General features: G+C 62.6%; 13 protein-coding genes. 7 read left to right on the top strand and 6 right to left on the bottom strand.

The genetic code is table 11. The annotated features are described in order from the left end of the window. Nucleotides 1–111: 111 nt before the first annotated feature. The 5 genes from AC07UR_RS32325 to ytfQ form a co-directional block, all read right to left on the bottom strand. Nucleotides 112–858, bottom strand: a complete 747-nt coding sequence (locus AC07UR_RS32325) for a FadR/GntR family transcriptional regulator (protein WP_209793026.1) — start codon at nucleotides 856–858, stop codon at nucleotides 112–114. A 21-nt stretch (nucleotides 859–879) separates the two neighbouring features. Further along, complete coding sequence (yjfF, locus tag AC07UR_RS32320) at nucleotides 880–1,848, bottom strand: galactofuranose ABC transporter, permease protein YjfF (protein WP_209793024.1); 969 nt, start codon at nucleotides 1,846–1,848, stop codon at nucleotides 880–882. Continuing rightward, a complete protein-coding gene (locus AC07UR_RS32315; protein WP_173421113.1) occupies nucleotides 1,845–2,870 on the bottom strand; it encodes an ABC transporter permease in 1,026 nt (341 codons plus the stop codon). The genes yjfF and AC07UR_RS32315 overlap by 4 nt, the downstream gene beginning before the upstream one ends. Continuing rightward, complete coding sequence (ytfR, locus tag AC07UR_RS32310; RefSeq protein WP_209793022.1) at nucleotides 2,867–4,387, bottom strand: galactofuranose ABC transporter, ATP-binding protein YtfR; 1,521 nt, start codon at nucleotides 4,385–4,387, stop codon at nucleotides 2,867–2,869. The genes AC07UR_RS32315 and ytfR overlap by 4 nt, the downstream gene beginning before the upstream one ends. 242 nt (nucleotides 4,388–4,629) lie before the next feature. After that, on the bottom strand, nucleotides 4,630–5,592 hold the full coding sequence (ytfQ, locus tag AC07UR_RS32305) for a galactofuranose ABC transporter, galactofuranose-binding protein YtfQ (protein ID WP_173421111.1): 963 nt from the start codon (nucleotides 5,590–5,592) through the stop codon (nucleotides 4,630–4,632). 237 nt (nucleotides 5,593–5,829) lie between these two features. Between ytfQ and AC07UR_RS32300 the strand changes: the two genes are divergently transcribed. The 7 genes from AC07UR_RS32300 (at nucleotide 5,830) to apnL (ending at nucleotide 13,958) form a co-directional block, all read left to right on the top strand. Further along, nucleotides 5,830–6,657, top strand: a complete 828-nt coding sequence (locus AC07UR_RS32300; RefSeq protein ID WP_173421110.1) for a phosphogluconate dehydrogenase C-terminal domain-containing protein — start codon at nucleotides 5,830–5,832, stop codon at nucleotides 6,655–6,657. Nucleotides 6,658–6,726: 69 nt separating this feature from the next. Further along, a complete protein-coding gene (locus AC07UR_RS32295; protein ID WP_209793020.1) occupies nucleotides 6,727–7,668 on the top strand; it encodes a D-ribose ABC transporter substrate-binding protein in 942 nt (313 codons plus the stop codon). A 77-nt stretch (nucleotides 7,669–7,745) separates the two neighbouring features. Continuing rightward, nucleotides 7,746–8,390: a DUF2291 family protein gene (locus AC07UR_RS32290; RefSeq protein ID WP_209793018.1), complete on the top strand. Its 645-nt coding sequence runs from the start codon at nucleotides 7,746–7,748 to the stop codon at nucleotides 8,388–8,390. Then, nucleotides 8,387–9,940, top strand: coding sequence for a sugar ABC transporter ATP-binding protein (locus tag AC07UR_RS32285; protein WP_209793016.1), 1,554 nt, complete (start codon nucleotides 8,387–8,389; stop codon nucleotides 9,938–9,940). The genes AC07UR_RS32290 and AC07UR_RS32285 overlap by 4 nt, the downstream gene beginning before the upstream one ends. Continuing rightward, the gene (locus AC07UR_RS32280; protein ID WP_173421106.1) at nucleotides 9,937–11,001 is read left to right on the top strand and encodes an ABC transporter permease; all 1,065 of its coding nucleotides are present in this window, start codon (nucleotides 9,937–9,939) and stop codon (nucleotides 10,999–11,001) included. Before AC07UR_RS32285 ends, AC07UR_RS32280 begins: the two co-directional genes overlap by 4 nt. 3 nt (nucleotides 11,002–11,004) lie before the next feature. Continuing rightward, nucleotides 11,005–12,039, top strand: a complete 1,035-nt coding sequence (locus AC07UR_RS32275) for a Gfo/Idh/MocA family protein (RefSeq protein WP_209793014.1) — start codon at nucleotides 11,005–11,007, stop codon at nucleotides 12,037–12,039. Then, nucleotides 12,036–13,958, top strand: coding sequence for a D-apionate lactonase (gene apnL / locus AC07UR_RS32270; protein ID WP_209793012.1), 1,923 nt, complete (start codon nucleotides 12,036–12,038; stop codon nucleotides 13,956–13,958). The genes AC07UR_RS32275 and apnL overlap by 4 nt, the downstream gene beginning before the upstream one ends. Here apnL and AC07UR_RS32265 read toward each other — a convergent pair. Continuing rightward, nucleotides 13,955–14,686, bottom strand: coding sequence for a transcriptional regulator NanR (locus AC07UR_RS32265; RefSeq protein ID WP_173421103.1), 732 nt, complete (start codon nucleotides 14,684–14,686; stop codon nucleotides 13,955–13,957). The two genes, apnL and AC07UR_RS32265, sit on opposite strands and share 4 nt — an antisense overlap. Nucleotides 14,687–14,806 lie beyond the last annotated feature (120 nt).

Below are 14,806 nucleotides of genomic sequence, written 5' to 3'. Positions count from 1 at the left end.
AATCTTAAAAGTTTTGCAAAGGGCAGTTGCAAGGATTAGCGGGGGGGTACGAGTGCGGACACAGTGTTTTCGTCCGGGTTCGGACACCGGTCGCGTGCGACGCGCGGCCTGTTACGACGGACTGTGCCCTTGCACCGTCAGGTCTGACATCAGTCGCTGCTGGCCCGCCCGGATGACGTCTTCCATCGCCTGCCGGGCGCCCTCGGCGTCACCGCGGCGAATTTCTTCGACAATGCGGATGTGGGTCACGGCGACACGGTCGATTTCGTTACGGTTGGCATTCGGGTTGGTAAGCTTGAATACGCCGATCAGCGCCGCCTCGATCAAATTGCCGACCGTCCGCATGAACGGATTGAGCGATGCATCGAGAAGATGCAGGTGGAACTCCAGGTCAGCATGGGCGAGTGTCTCTGCGCTGTGGTCGTCGTTGCCCATGGCAACGGCAAGCCGCATCATCTGGGCAATGTCGGCGTCGGAGGCGCGCTCGGCCGCAAGCGCTGCCGCCGACGGTTCGAGCGCCAGCCGGATTTCGCTCAGGTGATTGAGGAACGTCTCGTCGACACCGACGCTGAAATGCCAGGAAAGCACGTCGCTGTCGAACAGGTTCCAATGCGCCTGCGGCATCACGCGCGTGCCGATGCGCGCACGGGGGAACACGAGGCCTTTGGCTGCGAGCGTCTTCATTGCCTCGCGAAGCACTGTGCGCGACACCTTGAAGCGTGCCGCCAGCTCGACATCCCCCGGCAGAATATCGCCGGCTGCGAACTCGCCGCCGATCACCGCGCGCCCGAGTTCGTCGACCACATGGCCGTGGCTCGAGCGTTTCACGGGTTGTCTTGCGAACCGTCCTGGCGACATGACGTGCAACGGGGTCCTTTCCTAGGCGTGCCGCTGTTCGCGGCGGGACACGTAGACGATGCCCTTCTGCATCAGGATGAAGACGAACAGCAGCAGGCCGATCAGGATCTTCGTCCACCAGCTGGAGAGGGAGCCGTCAAAGGTGATGTAGGTCTGGATCAGGCCCTGGATGAGAATGCCGATGAAGGTGCCCGCGACGAAACCGGAGCCGCCGGTCAGAAGCGTTCCACCGATGACCACCGCGGTGATTGCGTCGAGCTCGACGCCAACAGCCGCAAGCGAATATCCCGCCGAGGTGTAGAGCGAGAAGACGATGCCGGAGAGACCGGCGAGCAGGCCCGACAGCGCGTAGATCAGGATGGTGGTGCGCCCGACCGGGACGCCCATCAGCTTGGCGGTGGTAGTGCCGCCACCGAGCGCGTAGACGTCGGTGCCGAAGCGGGTGCGATGGGCAATCAGTATGCCGATGGCGAAGACCAGCAGCATCAACCCGCCGATGAGCGTGATCCTGCCGCCGCCGGGGAGCTTGTAATAGAGCCCTTTCATCGTGCCATAGAACGGGTGCTTGATGGCGATGCTGTCGATCGACAGCACGAAGGCCATGCCGCGCGCCAGAAACATGCCCGCGAGCGTGACGATGAAGGCGGGCATCTCCAGGTAGTAAATAATGGCACCCATCACAGCGCCGAAAAGCGTCGTGATCAAAAGCACCATGGCGAAAGCCGCGAGCGGATGGATGGCGGTATTGTCCAGCACGACCGCCAGAAACACCCCGGTGAAGGCGATTACGGAGCCGATCGACAGGTCGATGCCGCCGGACAGGATGACGAAGGTCATGCCGACGGCGGCGATGCCGAGAAAGGCGTTATCGGTCAGGAGGTTGCCGATCACCCGCGTCGACAGGATGTTGGGGTACTGCGCCGCGCAAAGTGCGTAGCTCAGCACGAAAATGACGATGGTTGCGGTCAGCGGCAGGTATTTCGGTTTCATCGCGCTTGCCGCTCCGTCGGTTTTCTGCTGGCGCGCAGGAGCGCTACAAAGGTGAAGGCGTTGCGAACCGGCGGCGACTGCAGCACGAGAATGAAGACGATGATCGCCGCCTTGATGATCAGGTTGAATTCCGGCGGGAAGCCGGAAAGCAGGATGCCGGTGTTGATCGACTGAATGATGATTGCACCGAGCACGGAGGCTGCGATGCTGAAGCGACCGCCGAGAAGCGATGTGCCGCCGATGACCACGGCCAGGATCGCGTCGAGTTCGAGCCAGAGCCCGGCATTGTTGGCGTCGGCGCCCTTGATGTCGGCGGCAGCGATGATGCCGGCAATCGCGGCACAAAGGCCTGACAACATATAGGCAGCGATCAGCAGCACCGGGGTCAGCACGCCGGAGAGCGTGCTTGCCTGGCGGTTGATGCCGATCGCCTCGATCAGCATGCCAAGTGCCGTCTTGCGCACGATCAGCGCGACCAGAATGCCGAAGACCAGCCAGATGATCACGGGCAGGGGCAGCCATGCGAAGGAGCCGCTGCCAAGGAAGATCAGCCCCGGATCGTTGAAGGTGAGGATGGCGCCTTCGGTGACGAGCTGGGCGATGCCGCGCCCGGCGACCATCAGCACAAGCGTCGCGATGATCGGCTGGATATCAAGTATCGCGACGAGGACGCCGTTCCATAGGCCGCAGAGGATGCCGGTGCCAAGGGTGATCACGAGCGTCATCGCCAGCGAGTGGCCTGACGTGATCGACGAGGCGGCCACCGCTCCGCAGATCGCCATCACGGCGCCGACGGAAAGATCGATGCCTTTGGTGGCGATGACGACGGTCATGCCGATCGCGAGCAGCACCACGGGTGCGCCGCGGTTGAGGATGTCGATGAGGCTGCCATAAAGGCGGCCGTTCTGAATTTCGAGGCGGAAGAAGCCTGGGAACACGAACGATACCATCAGCAGGATGGCCGCCAGCGCTATGATCTGCGGCAGAAGCCGAAGCGCATAGCTCTTGAGTATTGCTGTCATGCCGCTCCCCGTTCATTCGCCGATGCGATGGCTTCGATGATCTGGTCCGCGGTGATCCTGTTGCCTTCGAGCGCGGCAACGTGCTGGCGGTCGCGAAGCACGACGATGCGCGTCGAATAGGCGACGAGTTCCTCGATCTCCGACGATATGACCAGCAGCGACATGCCTTTCTCGCGCAGGCCCTCGATCAGTCGGACGATCTCGGCATGCGCGCCGACATCGATGCCGCGCGTCGGCTCGTCGAGGATCAGGAATTCGGGCTCGGTCGCCAGCCAACGGGCGAGAATGGCCTTCTGCTGGTTGCCGCCGGACAGGAGCCGGATCGGCTTTTCGCGATCGGCCGTGCGGATGTCGAGCGCGCGGATGTAGTGGTCGGCGAGGCGTTTCTGTTCGGTGCGCGAGATCGGTCGGGTCCATCCGCGCCGCGCCTGCAACGCCAGCACGATGTTTTCACGCACCGAGAGGTCGCCGACGATGCCGGCGGTCTTGCGATCTTCCGGGCAGAAGCCGAACCGGTGCGCGATCGCCCGGCGCGGCGACGATAGCTGGACGGGTTTGCCGTCCACCTCCGCCGTGCCGCTGTCGGCGCGGTGCGCGCCGAAGAGGATCTCGGCGGTCTCCGTGCGACCGGAGCCGAGAAGCCCGGCAATGCCGACGACTTCGCCCGCCTTTACGTCGAGGTCGAAGGGGGAGATGTGGCCCTTGCGGCCGTAATCCTTGAAGCGATAGCGCACCGGTCCAGTGACATCGGGCTCTTCGCGCGCTGCGCGGATCTCCGCTGCAAGCTCGCGGCCGATCATCATCGAGATCAGGTCGCGCCGCTCGAGTGTGGCCCTGTCGCGGGTGCCGACCAGCTGGCCGTTGCGCAGCACGGTGATGCGATCGGAGATTTCGTAGACCTGCTCGAGGAAATGGGTGATGAAGACGATGCCGAGCCCGCGGGCCTTCAGCCGGCGGATGATGCGAAACAGCATCTCGACTTCGTGGGCGTCGAGACTTGCCGTCGGCTCGTCCAGGATCAGCACCTTGCCGGAGAGATCGACGGCACGGGCGATCGCCACGACCTGCTGAATGGCGACGGAATAGCTGTCGAGCGCACGGGTGACGTCGAGATCGAGCTCGTAGTTTTCAAGCAGCGCGCGCGCCTGGCGGTTCATGGCGCCGACATCGACGAGCCCCAGCCGGCGCGGTTGCCGGCCGAGAAAGAGGTTCTCCGCGACCGTCAGATTGGGCAGCAGGTTGACCTCCTGATAGACGGTACCGATGCCGAGCTTCTGCGCATTGAACGTGTCGCGCGGATCCACCTCGACACCCTCGAGCAGGATCGTCCCGCCATCGCGCCGATAGGCGCCGGTGAGACATTTGACAAGCGTCGACTTGCCGGCGCCGTTCTCGCCGAGAAGCGCATGAACCTCGCCACGACGCAAATGAAAGTCGACCTTGTCCAGCGCCTTTGCGCCGGGGAAAACCTTGTCGATCCGCGTCGCGGAAAGCAGGCTGTCGCCAATGGTCTGCATGATCCCTCCCTGAGTGGAACGCGGAGCGCCCGAATGGGCGCGCCGCATCGCTTCAGCGTGCCGAAGCACCGGTCCTGCTTCGCATCGATCCTCGTACTCGAGCAAAGCATGCCGGCCCGACGTCAACCCGCGGCGAGAACGAGGTGGGCGTGCCCGTTCCATCGCTCAAACCCGCGGTGCCGATCGCCCGGCTTGCGACAACAGGTGCCGACGGTTTGCGCCGGCGCCTTTCGTGTCTGGGATCAGTAACCGAGCCCCTTCTTGGCTTCGTAGATCTTCGTCGGATCATCGGCCTGGGTGTAGAGCTTCGATTCCGTCTGGATCCACTTCGGCGGCTTCGTTCCGTCCTTCTGGAACGCGGCGAGCGCGTCGAAAGCAGGACCGGCCATGTTCGGCGTCAGTTCGACGGTTGCGTTGGCTTCGCCTGCCGCCATCGCCTGGAAGATATCCGGGACAGCATCGATTGAGACCACGAGGATGTCCGTGCCCGGCTTCAGGCCGGCTTCCTTGATCGCCTGGATGGCGCCGACGGCCATGTCGTCGTTATGGGCGTAAAGTGCACAGATGTTCTTGCCGCCGTCTTCGGCCTTGAGGAAGCTTTCCATGACTTCCTTGCCCTTGGTGCGGGTGAAGTCACCGGTCTGGCTGCGCACGATCTTCAGGTTGTCGTGGCCGGAAAGGGCCTGCTCGAAGCCCTTCTTGCGGTCGATAGCCGGCGAAGAACCTGTCGTGCCCTGGAGTTCGACGATGTTGCACGGCTTGCCGGCAACTGTGTCGGCAAGCCACTTGCCGGCGACATTGCCTTCATGCACGAGGTCCGAGGTGACGGCGGTCATGTAGAGGTCGTCGGAAGCGTCGACGGTCCGGTCGAGCAGGATGACCGGGATTTCCGCATCCTTGGCTTCCTGGAGAACTTCGTCCCAGCCGGTGGCGACAACAGGGGCAAGCAGGATGGCATTGACGCCCTGGGCGATGAAGGAGCGCAGCGCCTTGATCTGGTTTTCCTGTTTCTGTTGGGCATCGGCGAATTTCAGGTCGATGCCGCGCTCTTGAGCCTGCTGCTTCGTCAGCGTGGTCTCCGCCGCACGCCAGCCGGACTCCGAGCCGATCTGCGAGAAGCCGACGACGAGATCTGCGGCAGATGCGCTGCCGAACGTGCAGGCAGCAAGGATCGTTGCACTCGCGAGTGCTTTGGCGAATTTCATGGTTTCCTCCCAAAGAAAGCTGCTCTCCCAGCAGCAAACTCAAAAAATCATATAATAATACTTTTGTAAACTCACGTTTGAGGACAAGCTCGGCAGAGGCGCACCGGAAGATGCAAAAATCCGGATGCAGGTCCTCGATTGATCCGAAAGTGCGCAATGGATGATGATATGCTTATTGACTCATTATACCAGTTGCGCGTATGACTTCGGTCACAGGATCTGATTGGGAGAGACGACATGACCTCGATTGCTTTGTTCGGCGCTGGCGGCAAGATGGGTTGCCGCTTGGCCAAGAACCTCAAAGGCTCGCGTTTCGATGTGCGCCACGTCGAGGTGAGCGAGCTTGGCCGCGCGCGTCTGGCAAAGGAACTCGGCCTCAGCACAGTGAATGTCGAGCAGGCGCTTGATGGCGCTGACGTCGTCATTCTCGCCGTGCCGGATACCGCGATCGGCAAGGTTGCAGCAGGCATCGTCGATCAATTGGCGCCAGGCACGATGGTCGTCGTCCTCGATGCGGCAGCACCTTTCGCCGGCCACCTGCCCGAGCGCGACGATCTCACCTATTTCGTCACGCATCCCTGCCATCCGCCGATCTTCAACGACGAGACGGAGCTTGCCGCGCGCAAGGATCATTTCGGCGGCATCGCCGCCAAGCAGCATATCGTCTCTGCGCTGATGCAGGGGCCTGAGGCCGACTATGCCAAGGGGGAAGAGATCGCCAAGCTCATATGGGCGCCGGTCATGCGCTCGCACCGCGTCACCGTCGAGCAGATGGCCCTGCTGGAGCCCGGTCTGTCGGAAACCGTATGCGCGTCGCTGCTGGTCGTCATGCGCGAGGCGATGGACGAATGCATCGCCCGCGGCGTGCCGCGCGAAGCGGCGCGGGATTTCCTGCTCGGGCACATGAACGTGCTCGGCGCGGTGATCTTCGACGAGGTCGAAGGTGTCTTTTCCGATGCCTGCAACAAGGCGATCGAGTTCGGCAAGCCGATGCTGATGCGCGACGACTGGAAGCGGGTGTTCGAGCCACAGGAAATCACCGACAGCATTCGCCGCATCACCTGATGGTGCGCACGAGACATCGGAGCCGGTGAGGCGGCTCCGATCACCATTCAACCTGGGAGGAGAAAACTGATGAAACTGACACGCAGAATGACCATCGCCGCCTTTGCGGCGTTCCTGGCAGCGGGCTCGGCCATTCCGGCCTATGCCGCTGATTTGATCGCGATCATCACGCCATCGCATGACAACCCGTTCTTCAAGGCGGAAGCCGTCGGTGCCGAGGCCAAGGCCAAGGAACTGGGCTACGAGACCCTCGTGCTCGTTCATGACGACGATGCCAACAAGCAGTCGCAGCTGATCGACACCGCCATCGGCCGCGGTGCCAAGGCGATCATCCTCGACAATGCCGGATCCGAAGCCTCGATTGCTGCGGTTCAGAAAGCCAAGGATGCGGGCGTTCCCTCCTTCCTCATCGACCGTGAGATCAACGCCACCGGTGTCGCCGTCTCCCAGATCGTCTCCAACAACTATCAGGGCGCCCAGCTCGGCGCCGAAGAGTTCGTCCGCCTGATGGGCGAGAGCGGCAACTATGTCGAGCTGCTTGGCCGCGAGGCCGATCTCAACGCCGGCATCCGCTCGAAGGGTTACCACGACGTCATCGGCGAATATCCCGAGATGAAGATGGTCGCGCAGCAGTCGGCGAACTGGAGCCAGACCGAGGGCTACAGCAAGATGGAGACCATCCTGCAGGCCAATCCCGATATCAAGGGCGTGATCTCCGGCAACGACACCATGGCGATGGGCGCAATCGCCGCGCTTCAGGCGGCCGGGCGCAAGGACGTCATCGTCGTCGGTTTCGACGGCTCCAACGACGTCCGCGACTCAATCAAGTCGGGCGGCATCAAGGCGACTGTTCTGCAGCCGGCCTTTGCCCAGGCGCAGATGGCCGTCCAACAGGCCCACGACTACATCACGACAGGCAAGGGCCCGGCGGAAGAAAAGCAGCTGATGGATTGCGTGCTGATCAACAGCGAGAACGCCGGCCAGCTCGAGACCTTCGCTCTCGCCGACTGATCCTCCACTGATCCTCCAGGCGCGCGACGACGCAGACCGCCGTCGCGCGCCATCGTCCTGTCACGGAGTAGTTCTCGATGCGGAAGTTGAAGGCCGCGGCTGCGCTTGCACTTGTCAGTGCGATCGCTCTGTCGGGTTGCAAGATCATCAAGACGCCCACGGCGCAGGAGGCTGCCGAGGCCGCGTCCGGCGGCTTCAATCCCGATCGTATGGTCGCCGAAAGCTGGGACACGAAAGTGGTGCCCTATCTCGACAAGAAGGCCGGCGGCTTTCAGGAGGTGGCCGCGCTTGCATCAGGCAATCCCGAGGCGGCGGGCGCGAAATACGGCCACAAGGAAAAGCAGGGAAGCGCGCCCTGGACATTTGCGGCTCGCCTCACCGGCACCATCGTTGCAGCCGAAACGAAATCGCGATCGGCCTACGTGGATGTCGACGCGGATGGCGACGGCAAGGCCGATGCCCGCGTGCAGATCGGGCCGGCGATCCGCGGCACGGCGATCCGCGACAGTCTCGACTTCGTCAATTTCAACGAATTCAAGAACCAGATCGAGTGGGCGCAATACGGCAAGTCGTTCAACACCCATGTCAACGGCCTCATTCTGGAAAAGCTCTCGCGCGACGGGCTTGTCGGCAAGAAGGTCGATGCGCTGGGGGCCTTTCCGCTGCCTGCCAAGGGCCAGTTGCCGCTGTTCGTACCCGTTCAGTTGACGGTGAGCGAATGACAATGCACCCGGAAAATGACGACAGCTGCGTGCTGCGCCTTGAGGATGTGACCAAGGTTTATTCCGGCATCGTCGCGGTGCGCCATGCCAATCTGGCGCTGAGGCGCGGTGCCGTGAACGTGCTTGTCGGCGAGAACGGCGCCGGCAAGTCGACGTTGATGCGCATCATTGCCGGGGTGGAGAAGCCTTCGCTCGGAAGGATCCTCCTCGAGGGCCAGGAGGTCGAGTTTCATTCGCCGGCCGATGCCCAGCGTCACGGCATCGGCATGGTATTTCAGGAGCTTAATCTCTTCGGCAACCTGTCGGTGGCTGAGAACATCTTTGCCACGCGCGAGATCATGCGCGGCGTTCGCGGCATCGATCATCGCGCGCAGGTCGAAAAGGCCAATCATTTCCTCGACAAGCTCGACGCCGGCATCAACGCCGAGACGCTGGTGGAGGACTTGCCGATCGGCCAGCAGCAACTGGTCGAGATCGCCAAGGCGATCTCGCTCGACACCCGAATCCTCATTCTCGACGAACCGACATCGGCGTTGTCGGCGGCCGAAGTCGATGTGCTCTTCAAGGTCATCGGCGAGTTGAAGGCGCAAGGGGTGGCGATCGTCTACATCTCCCACCGCCTCGAAGAGCTGATGCGCATCGGCGACTATATTACCGTCCTGCGCGACGGCCAGATTACCGGGCACGCCATGGTGCGCGACATCGATACCAAGTGGATTGTCCGTTCGATGATCGGATCCGACGCCAAGGATTTTGCCAAGTCCGTCGATCATCGCCTCGGCGAGGAAATGTTCCGTGCGGAGGATATTTGCCTGCCACGGAAGACAGGCGGTCTTGCCGTCGACCACGTCTCGATCTCGGTGCGGGCAGGTGAAGTACTCGGCATCTACGGATTGATGGGGGCAGGGCGCAGCGAATTTTTCGAATGCGTGATGGGCCAGCATGCCCATTCCACCGGCAGCATTCGTGTCGGTGGCGTCGAGGTCGCCGGTCGCGATACGTCGCGCCGGATCCGGGAGGGCCTGGCGCTGATCCCGGAGGACCGGCAGCGCGAAGGTCTGGTCCAGGCGCTCTCGATCGCCAGCAACCTGACGCTGGCAAGCCTCGATCGTTTCGTGCGCTTCGGTTTCCACATCGCCGGCGAGCGCGAGCGGTCGGCCATCAAATCGGCGATCCGTGATCTCTCCATCAAGGCCCCCAACCCCGACTTCGAAGTGACCTCGATGTCGGGCGGCAACCAGCAAAAGGTGGTCATCGGCAAGGCGCTGATGACGGAGCCGAAGGTTCTGCTGATGGACGAGCCGAGCCGCGGCATCGATGTCGGGGCGAAAGCGGACGTGTTTCGCACGATGCGGCGCCTGGCGGGCGAGGGGCTCGCCATCCTCTTTTCCACCTCGGACCTCGAGGAGGTGATGGCTCTGTCCGACCGCATCGCGGTCATGAGCAACGGCCGACTGGTCGCCGTGATCGACCGCCGGGACGCGACCGAAGAACTGATCGTCAAGGCTTCGGCCGAAGGACACAAAACGACAAGGGAACTCGCCCAATGACGACGGCAACCACGACCACCGACGCGACGGACGTTTCCAGCGGGTCGGTCCTGTTGACCCTGATGAAGCTCAGAACCTTCATCGCCTTGTTCGCGGTGATTGCTTTCTTCTCGATCTTCGCGCCGAACTTCCTGTCGACGGCCAACATCATCCTGATGTCCAAGCACGTGGCGCTGAACGCGTTCCTGGCCATGGGTATGACTTTCGTCATCATCACTGGCGGCATCGACCTGTCGGTCGGGTCGATCGTCGGGCTCTGCGGCATGGTGGCCGGCGGTCTCATCCTCAACGGCATCGACCTGCAGTTCGGTTTCACCGTCTACTTCAACATCGTCGAGGTTTGCCTGATCACGCTTGCCGTCGGCGTCGCAATCGGCGCGATCAACGGTCTGCTGATCACCAAACTCAACGTGGCGCCGTTCATTGCCACGCTTGGCACGCTCTATGTAGCACGCGGGTTCGCGCTGCTGTCGTCGGACGGCCAGACGTTCCCCAACCTCGTCGGCAAGCCGGAGCTTGCGACCACGGGCTTTGCCTTCCTCGGGTCGGGGCGTGTGCTCGGCCTGCCGGTTTCGATCTGGATCCTCATCGTCGTGGCGCTGGCAGCCGCCTATGTCGCCAAATACACGCCGATCGGCCGCCACATCTTTGCCGTTGGCGGCAACGAGCGCGCCGCACGCATGTCGGGCATCCGGGTCGACCGGGTGAAGATGTTCGTCTACATGTTCTCGGGCTTCTGCGCGGCGATCGTCGGCCTTGTGATCTCGTCGGAACTGATGGCGTCGCATCCGGCGACCGGCAATTCGTTCGAACTGAACGCGATCGCGGCGGCTGTTCTCGGCGGCACGTCGATGTCCGGCGGGCGCGGTACCATCGGTGGCACGATCATCGGCGCCTTTGTCATCGGCATTCTGTCGGACGGGCTCGTGATGATGGGGATCTCCTCCTTCTGGCAGATGGTCATCAAGGGCATCGTGATCATCGTCGCGGTGGTCGTCGATCAGGCCCAGCGCCGGCTGCAGCAGCAGGTGACCTTGATGCAGCTTGCCAAGAAGGGTTGAAGGATGACGGAATTGAAAGGTGCACTGATCGGTTGCGGTTTCTTCGCGGTCAACCAGATGCACGGCTGGAGTGACGCTGCGGGCGCGCGCATCGTCGCGATCTGCGACCGTGATCCGGCGCGGCTGCAGATCGTCGGCGACACCTTCGGCATTGAGCGACGCTATAGTTCCGCAGAAGCGCTGTTTGCCGATGGCGGGTTCGATTTCGTCGACATCGCGACGACGGTTGCCAGCCATCGCCGCCTGGTGGAGATGGCGGCGGCAAACGGCGTGGCGACGATCTGCCAGAAGCCGTTCGCGCCGACAATGGAAGACGCTGCCGCGATGGTCGCCGCCTGTGACCGGGCCGGCGTCGCCTTCATGATCCATGAAAACTTCCGCTGGCAATCGCCGATCCGGGCGGCGAAGGCCACAATCGACAGCGGCGCGATTGGCGAAGTCTTCTGGGGACGTGTCAGCTTCCGCTCTGCCTATGACGTTTTCTCCGGCCAACCTTACCTTGCCACCGGCAAACGGTTCATCATCGAGGATCTCGGCATTCATGCGCTGGATATCGCCCGTTTTCTGTTTGGCAATGCGACGGCTGTGACGGCGCGCACGCGACGGGTCAATCCTGCGATTGCAGGCGAGGATGTCGCAACGATGATGCTCGATCATGCGGCCGGCATCACCTCCATCGTCGATTGCAGCTATGCGACCCGGCTGCCGGTCGAGCCTTTCCCGGAAACCTTGCTCGAAGTCGATGGCAGCAAGGGCACGCTCCGCCTGTCGCAGAGTTACCGCCTGTCCGTTCACTCGCCGGATGGAACGGAGGTGAGCGACGTGCAGCCGCGCCTTCTGCCATGGGCCTCGCGGCCGTGGCACAACATTCAGGAAAGCGTCGGTCTCATCCAACGCCATTGGGTCGAGTGTCTGCGCGACGGGCGCGAACCCGACACATCCGGTCGCGACAACCTGCAGACCTTCGCACTGGTCGAGGCGTCCTATCTCAGCGCAGCGGAAAAGCGCACCGTGCCGCTCTCGGAATTCCTCGGATGACGCTATCGCGCGCGTTTCTCCTGTTCGGTTCCGACGAGAGCGAGCCGCCCGTGCAACGCCTGCAAGCTGGGCAACTGAGCGTCGACCTGGTAGGCGGCAATCTGCGCACGATCCGGTTTGCCGGACGGGAGGTTCTGCGCGGCATTTCGTTCCTCATTCGCGATCGCGATTGGGGCACCTGCGAAGCGGTGCTGGACGGCGTGCAGATCGAGGAAATCGCTGGTCACGCTACCGTCCGCTACACGGCCCGGTTCGCGGCGCCGGACGGGGCCGTTCTTCGCTGCGATGCGAGGATCGCGCTCGACCCACAATCCGTCACTTTTGCCGCGGAGTTCACGCCCGATCGCGATTTTGAGACGGCGCGCGCCGGGTTCGTCGTGCTTCATCCGGTCGTGGGCATCGCCGGCAGGCCCGTTGCAGTAGAGCATGGCGACGGCACGATCGAGCGGGCCATTTTTCCCGATTTCATCGAGCCTTGGCAGCCGTTCAAGAGCATTTCGGCCATCACCCATGAGGCCGCGCCCGGGGTCACGGCCGAGTGCCGGATGACCGGCGATGTCTTCGAAATGGAAGACCAGCGCAATTGGACGGATGGTTCCTACAAGACCTATGTTCGCCCACTGGCACTGCCCTGGCCCTATATGCTGAAGGCGGGCGAAATGCTTCGTCAGTCGGTTCGGCTGACAATCACACAGTCCGCTCCGTCGGCCGTCGCGGATGAACGGGTGGGTGGAGCAATCGAGATTTCGCTCGCCGAGATCGGCCAGACGCTGCCCGAGATCGGCCTTGGCCTGCGTCCGGAGGATCTGACGGAGGAACTGCGCCATGCGGGTCTCGTCGCCGAGCTTGGCGCCCGGCACCTGATCTGCCATTTCGATCCGGGCGCCGGTCATGGAGGCGAGGCGCTTTCAGGCTTCCGGAGAATTGCGCAGGCGAGCGGCGCCAAGGTGACCCTCGAGTGTTTCCTGCCCTGCCGGCAGTCGCTTGACGAGGAACTGAAGGCGGTCGCGGCTGATGTCGAAAAGGCCGGCCTCATGCTTTCGAGCATTGCCGTGTCGCCATCGGTTGACCGCCAATCGACGCCGCCCGGAAGTGTCTGGCCGGATTGCCCGCCACTCGAAGCGGTCTATGCGGCGGCGCAGCGTGCGTTTCCCGGACTGCCGCTTGGCGGTGGCATGTTCAGCTACTTCACCGAGCTCAATCGCAAACGCGTACCGCCCGAGCCATTGTCCTATCTTACCCATTGCACCAATCCGATCGTCCATGCCGCAGACGATCTGAGTGTCATGCAGACGTTCGAAGCCTTGCGTCATGTGACGCGTTCAGTTCGCGCGATCTATGGAGAAAAGCCCTACCGCATCGGCCCATCGACGATCGCGATGCGCCAGAACCCCTATGGCAGTGCCACGAAGGAAAACCTGCTTGGCCGGCGGATTGCGATGGCGAACAGGGATCCGCGGCACAACGCCCTCTTCGGCGCCGCCTGGACACTTGCCTACGCTGCGACGGTAGCCGAGGCTGGGCCGGAGGTGCTGACGCTCTCGACGCTTTGCGGCCCGTTCGGTCTGATTGCCGCCGCCGGAGAACCGGTGAAGGAAGGCGGAAAGCGTCCGCTCTTTCACGTGCTGAAGTGGCTGGCGGAATTGTCGGGCCGCGCGGGCGTGGCGGTCGAAACCAGCGCTCCGGACGCGCTTGTCGGTATCGGCGCCGTTACGGATAGCGGCAGAACGGTGCTTCTGGCGAATATCGGTCCGCAGGCCCAGATCGTGACTATCGGTCGAATCGGTAAGTCAAAACTTACCGTTCTCGACGAGAACTGGATGCGAGAGAGCTCCGGTGAGCCGAGGGCCGTCGACCTTTGCGGAGAAAGCATCCGGTTGCTGGCCTATGCTGTTGCCCGCGTCGACATTCCCCGTTAGCCGTTGGCGCCTTCAGCCTTGCCCTTCAGGGCGTAGAGGGCGCGCGAGCGCTCGAGGTGTTTGATCATCGCCTGTTCGGCATCGTCGGGATTGCCGCGGCTGATGCAGTCGATGATCTCTTCGTGCTCGGCGAGTGTGTGGTTCTCACGGCCTGTCCAGATCAGCATTTCCGTGTGGTATTCCTTTAGCCAGCCCAGCATCGCTTCGCTGACGGCGGTGTAGATGGGGTTGCCGGAAATCTGCGCGATGCAGCTATGGAAGGCCATGTCGGCGGCGATGAAGGTTTCGGAATCGCCAAGCGCGTCGCGTTGGCGGGCGAGCGTGTCCTTCAGCGCGGCGACATCTGCCGCCGTTGCGCGGCTCGCGGCTTCGCGCACCATGCCGCGTTCAAAGAAGATGCGGGCACTTTTCAGATGTTCGAGCGAATCCGAAGAGCCCGACAACATGATCTTCGCGGCCACGTCCATCTGGCGGAAGAGCGACTTCGGCGTGAGCTTGAGCACCTTGGCGCGTTCACCATGCGAGATCTCCACAAGGCCCATATTCGCAAGGGCTTGCATCGCTTCGCGGATCGCCGGTCGGCCGACCTGAAACCGTTCCATCAGCATGCGTTCCGACGGCATCTCGTCGCCGGGCTGCAATTCGCCGCTTTCGATCAAGGTCTTCAAACGGGCGAAAACCTCGTCGGAGAGTTTCCTGCGAACAATGGGTTCTGGCTGGCTGATCATGTGAACTCCACCGGTGCCTGAGCGTCTGTCCTATATGCACGATTCCAGCGGATAAGGAATGGTTCGCATGGCGACGCCCGCTCAGAGATTCTTCTTGCACAACTGAGATACTCATTATAC

Source organism: Ensifer sp. GW821-FHT05G01, assembly GCF_059419585.1.
Note: the sequence above shows the minus strand (reverse complement) of the source record. Positions and strands in the feature narration are given on the sequence as shown.

Coding starts and splice junctions, on each gene's coding strand:
- AC07UR_RS32325 (WP_209793026.1), bottom strand. CDS start 858: ATGTCGCCAGGACGGTTCGCAAGACAACCCGTGAAACGCTCGAGCCAC.
- yjfF (WP_209793024.1), bottom strand. CDS start 1,848: ATGAAACCGAAATACCTGCCGCTGACCGCAACCATCGTCATTTTCGTG.
- AC07UR_RS32315 (WP_173421113.1), bottom strand. CDS start 2,870: ATGACAGCAATACTCAAGAGCTATGCGCTTCGGCTTCTGCCGCAGATC.
- ytfR (WP_209793022.1), bottom strand. CDS start 4,387: ATGCAGACCATTGGCGACAGCCTGCTTTCCGCGACGCGGATCGACAAG.
- ytfQ (WP_173421111.1), bottom strand. CDS start 5,592: ATGAAATTCGCCAAAGCACTCGCGAGTGCAACGATCCTTGCTGCCTGC.
- AC07UR_RS32300 (WP_173421110.1), top strand. CDS start 5,830: ATGACCTCGATTGCTTTGTTCGGCGCTGGCGGCAAGATGGGTTGCCGC.
- AC07UR_RS32295 (WP_209793020.1), top strand. CDS start 6,727: ATGAAACTGACACGCAGAATGACCATCGCCGCCTTTGCGGCGTTCCTG.
- AC07UR_RS32290 (WP_209793018.1), top strand. CDS start 7,746: ATGCGGAAGTTGAAGGCCGCGGCTGCGCTTGCACTTGTCAGTGCGATC.
- AC07UR_RS32285 (WP_209793016.1), top strand. CDS start 8,387: ATGACAATGCACCCGGAAAATGACGACAGCTGCGTGCTGCGCCTTGAG.
- AC07UR_RS32280 (WP_173421106.1), top strand. CDS start 9,937: ATGACGACGGCAACCACGACCACCGACGCGACGGACGTTTCCAGCGGG.
- AC07UR_RS32275 (WP_209793014.1), top strand. CDS start 11,005: ATGACGGAATTGAAAGGTGCACTGATCGGTTGCGGTTTCTTCGCGGTC.
- apnL (WP_209793012.1), top strand. CDS start 12,036: ATGACGCTATCGCGCGCGTTTCTCCTGTTCGGTTCCGACGAGAGCGAG.
- AC07UR_RS32265 (WP_173421103.1), bottom strand. CDS start 14,686: ATGATCAGCCAGCCAGAACCCATTGTTCGCAGGAAACTCTCCGACGAG.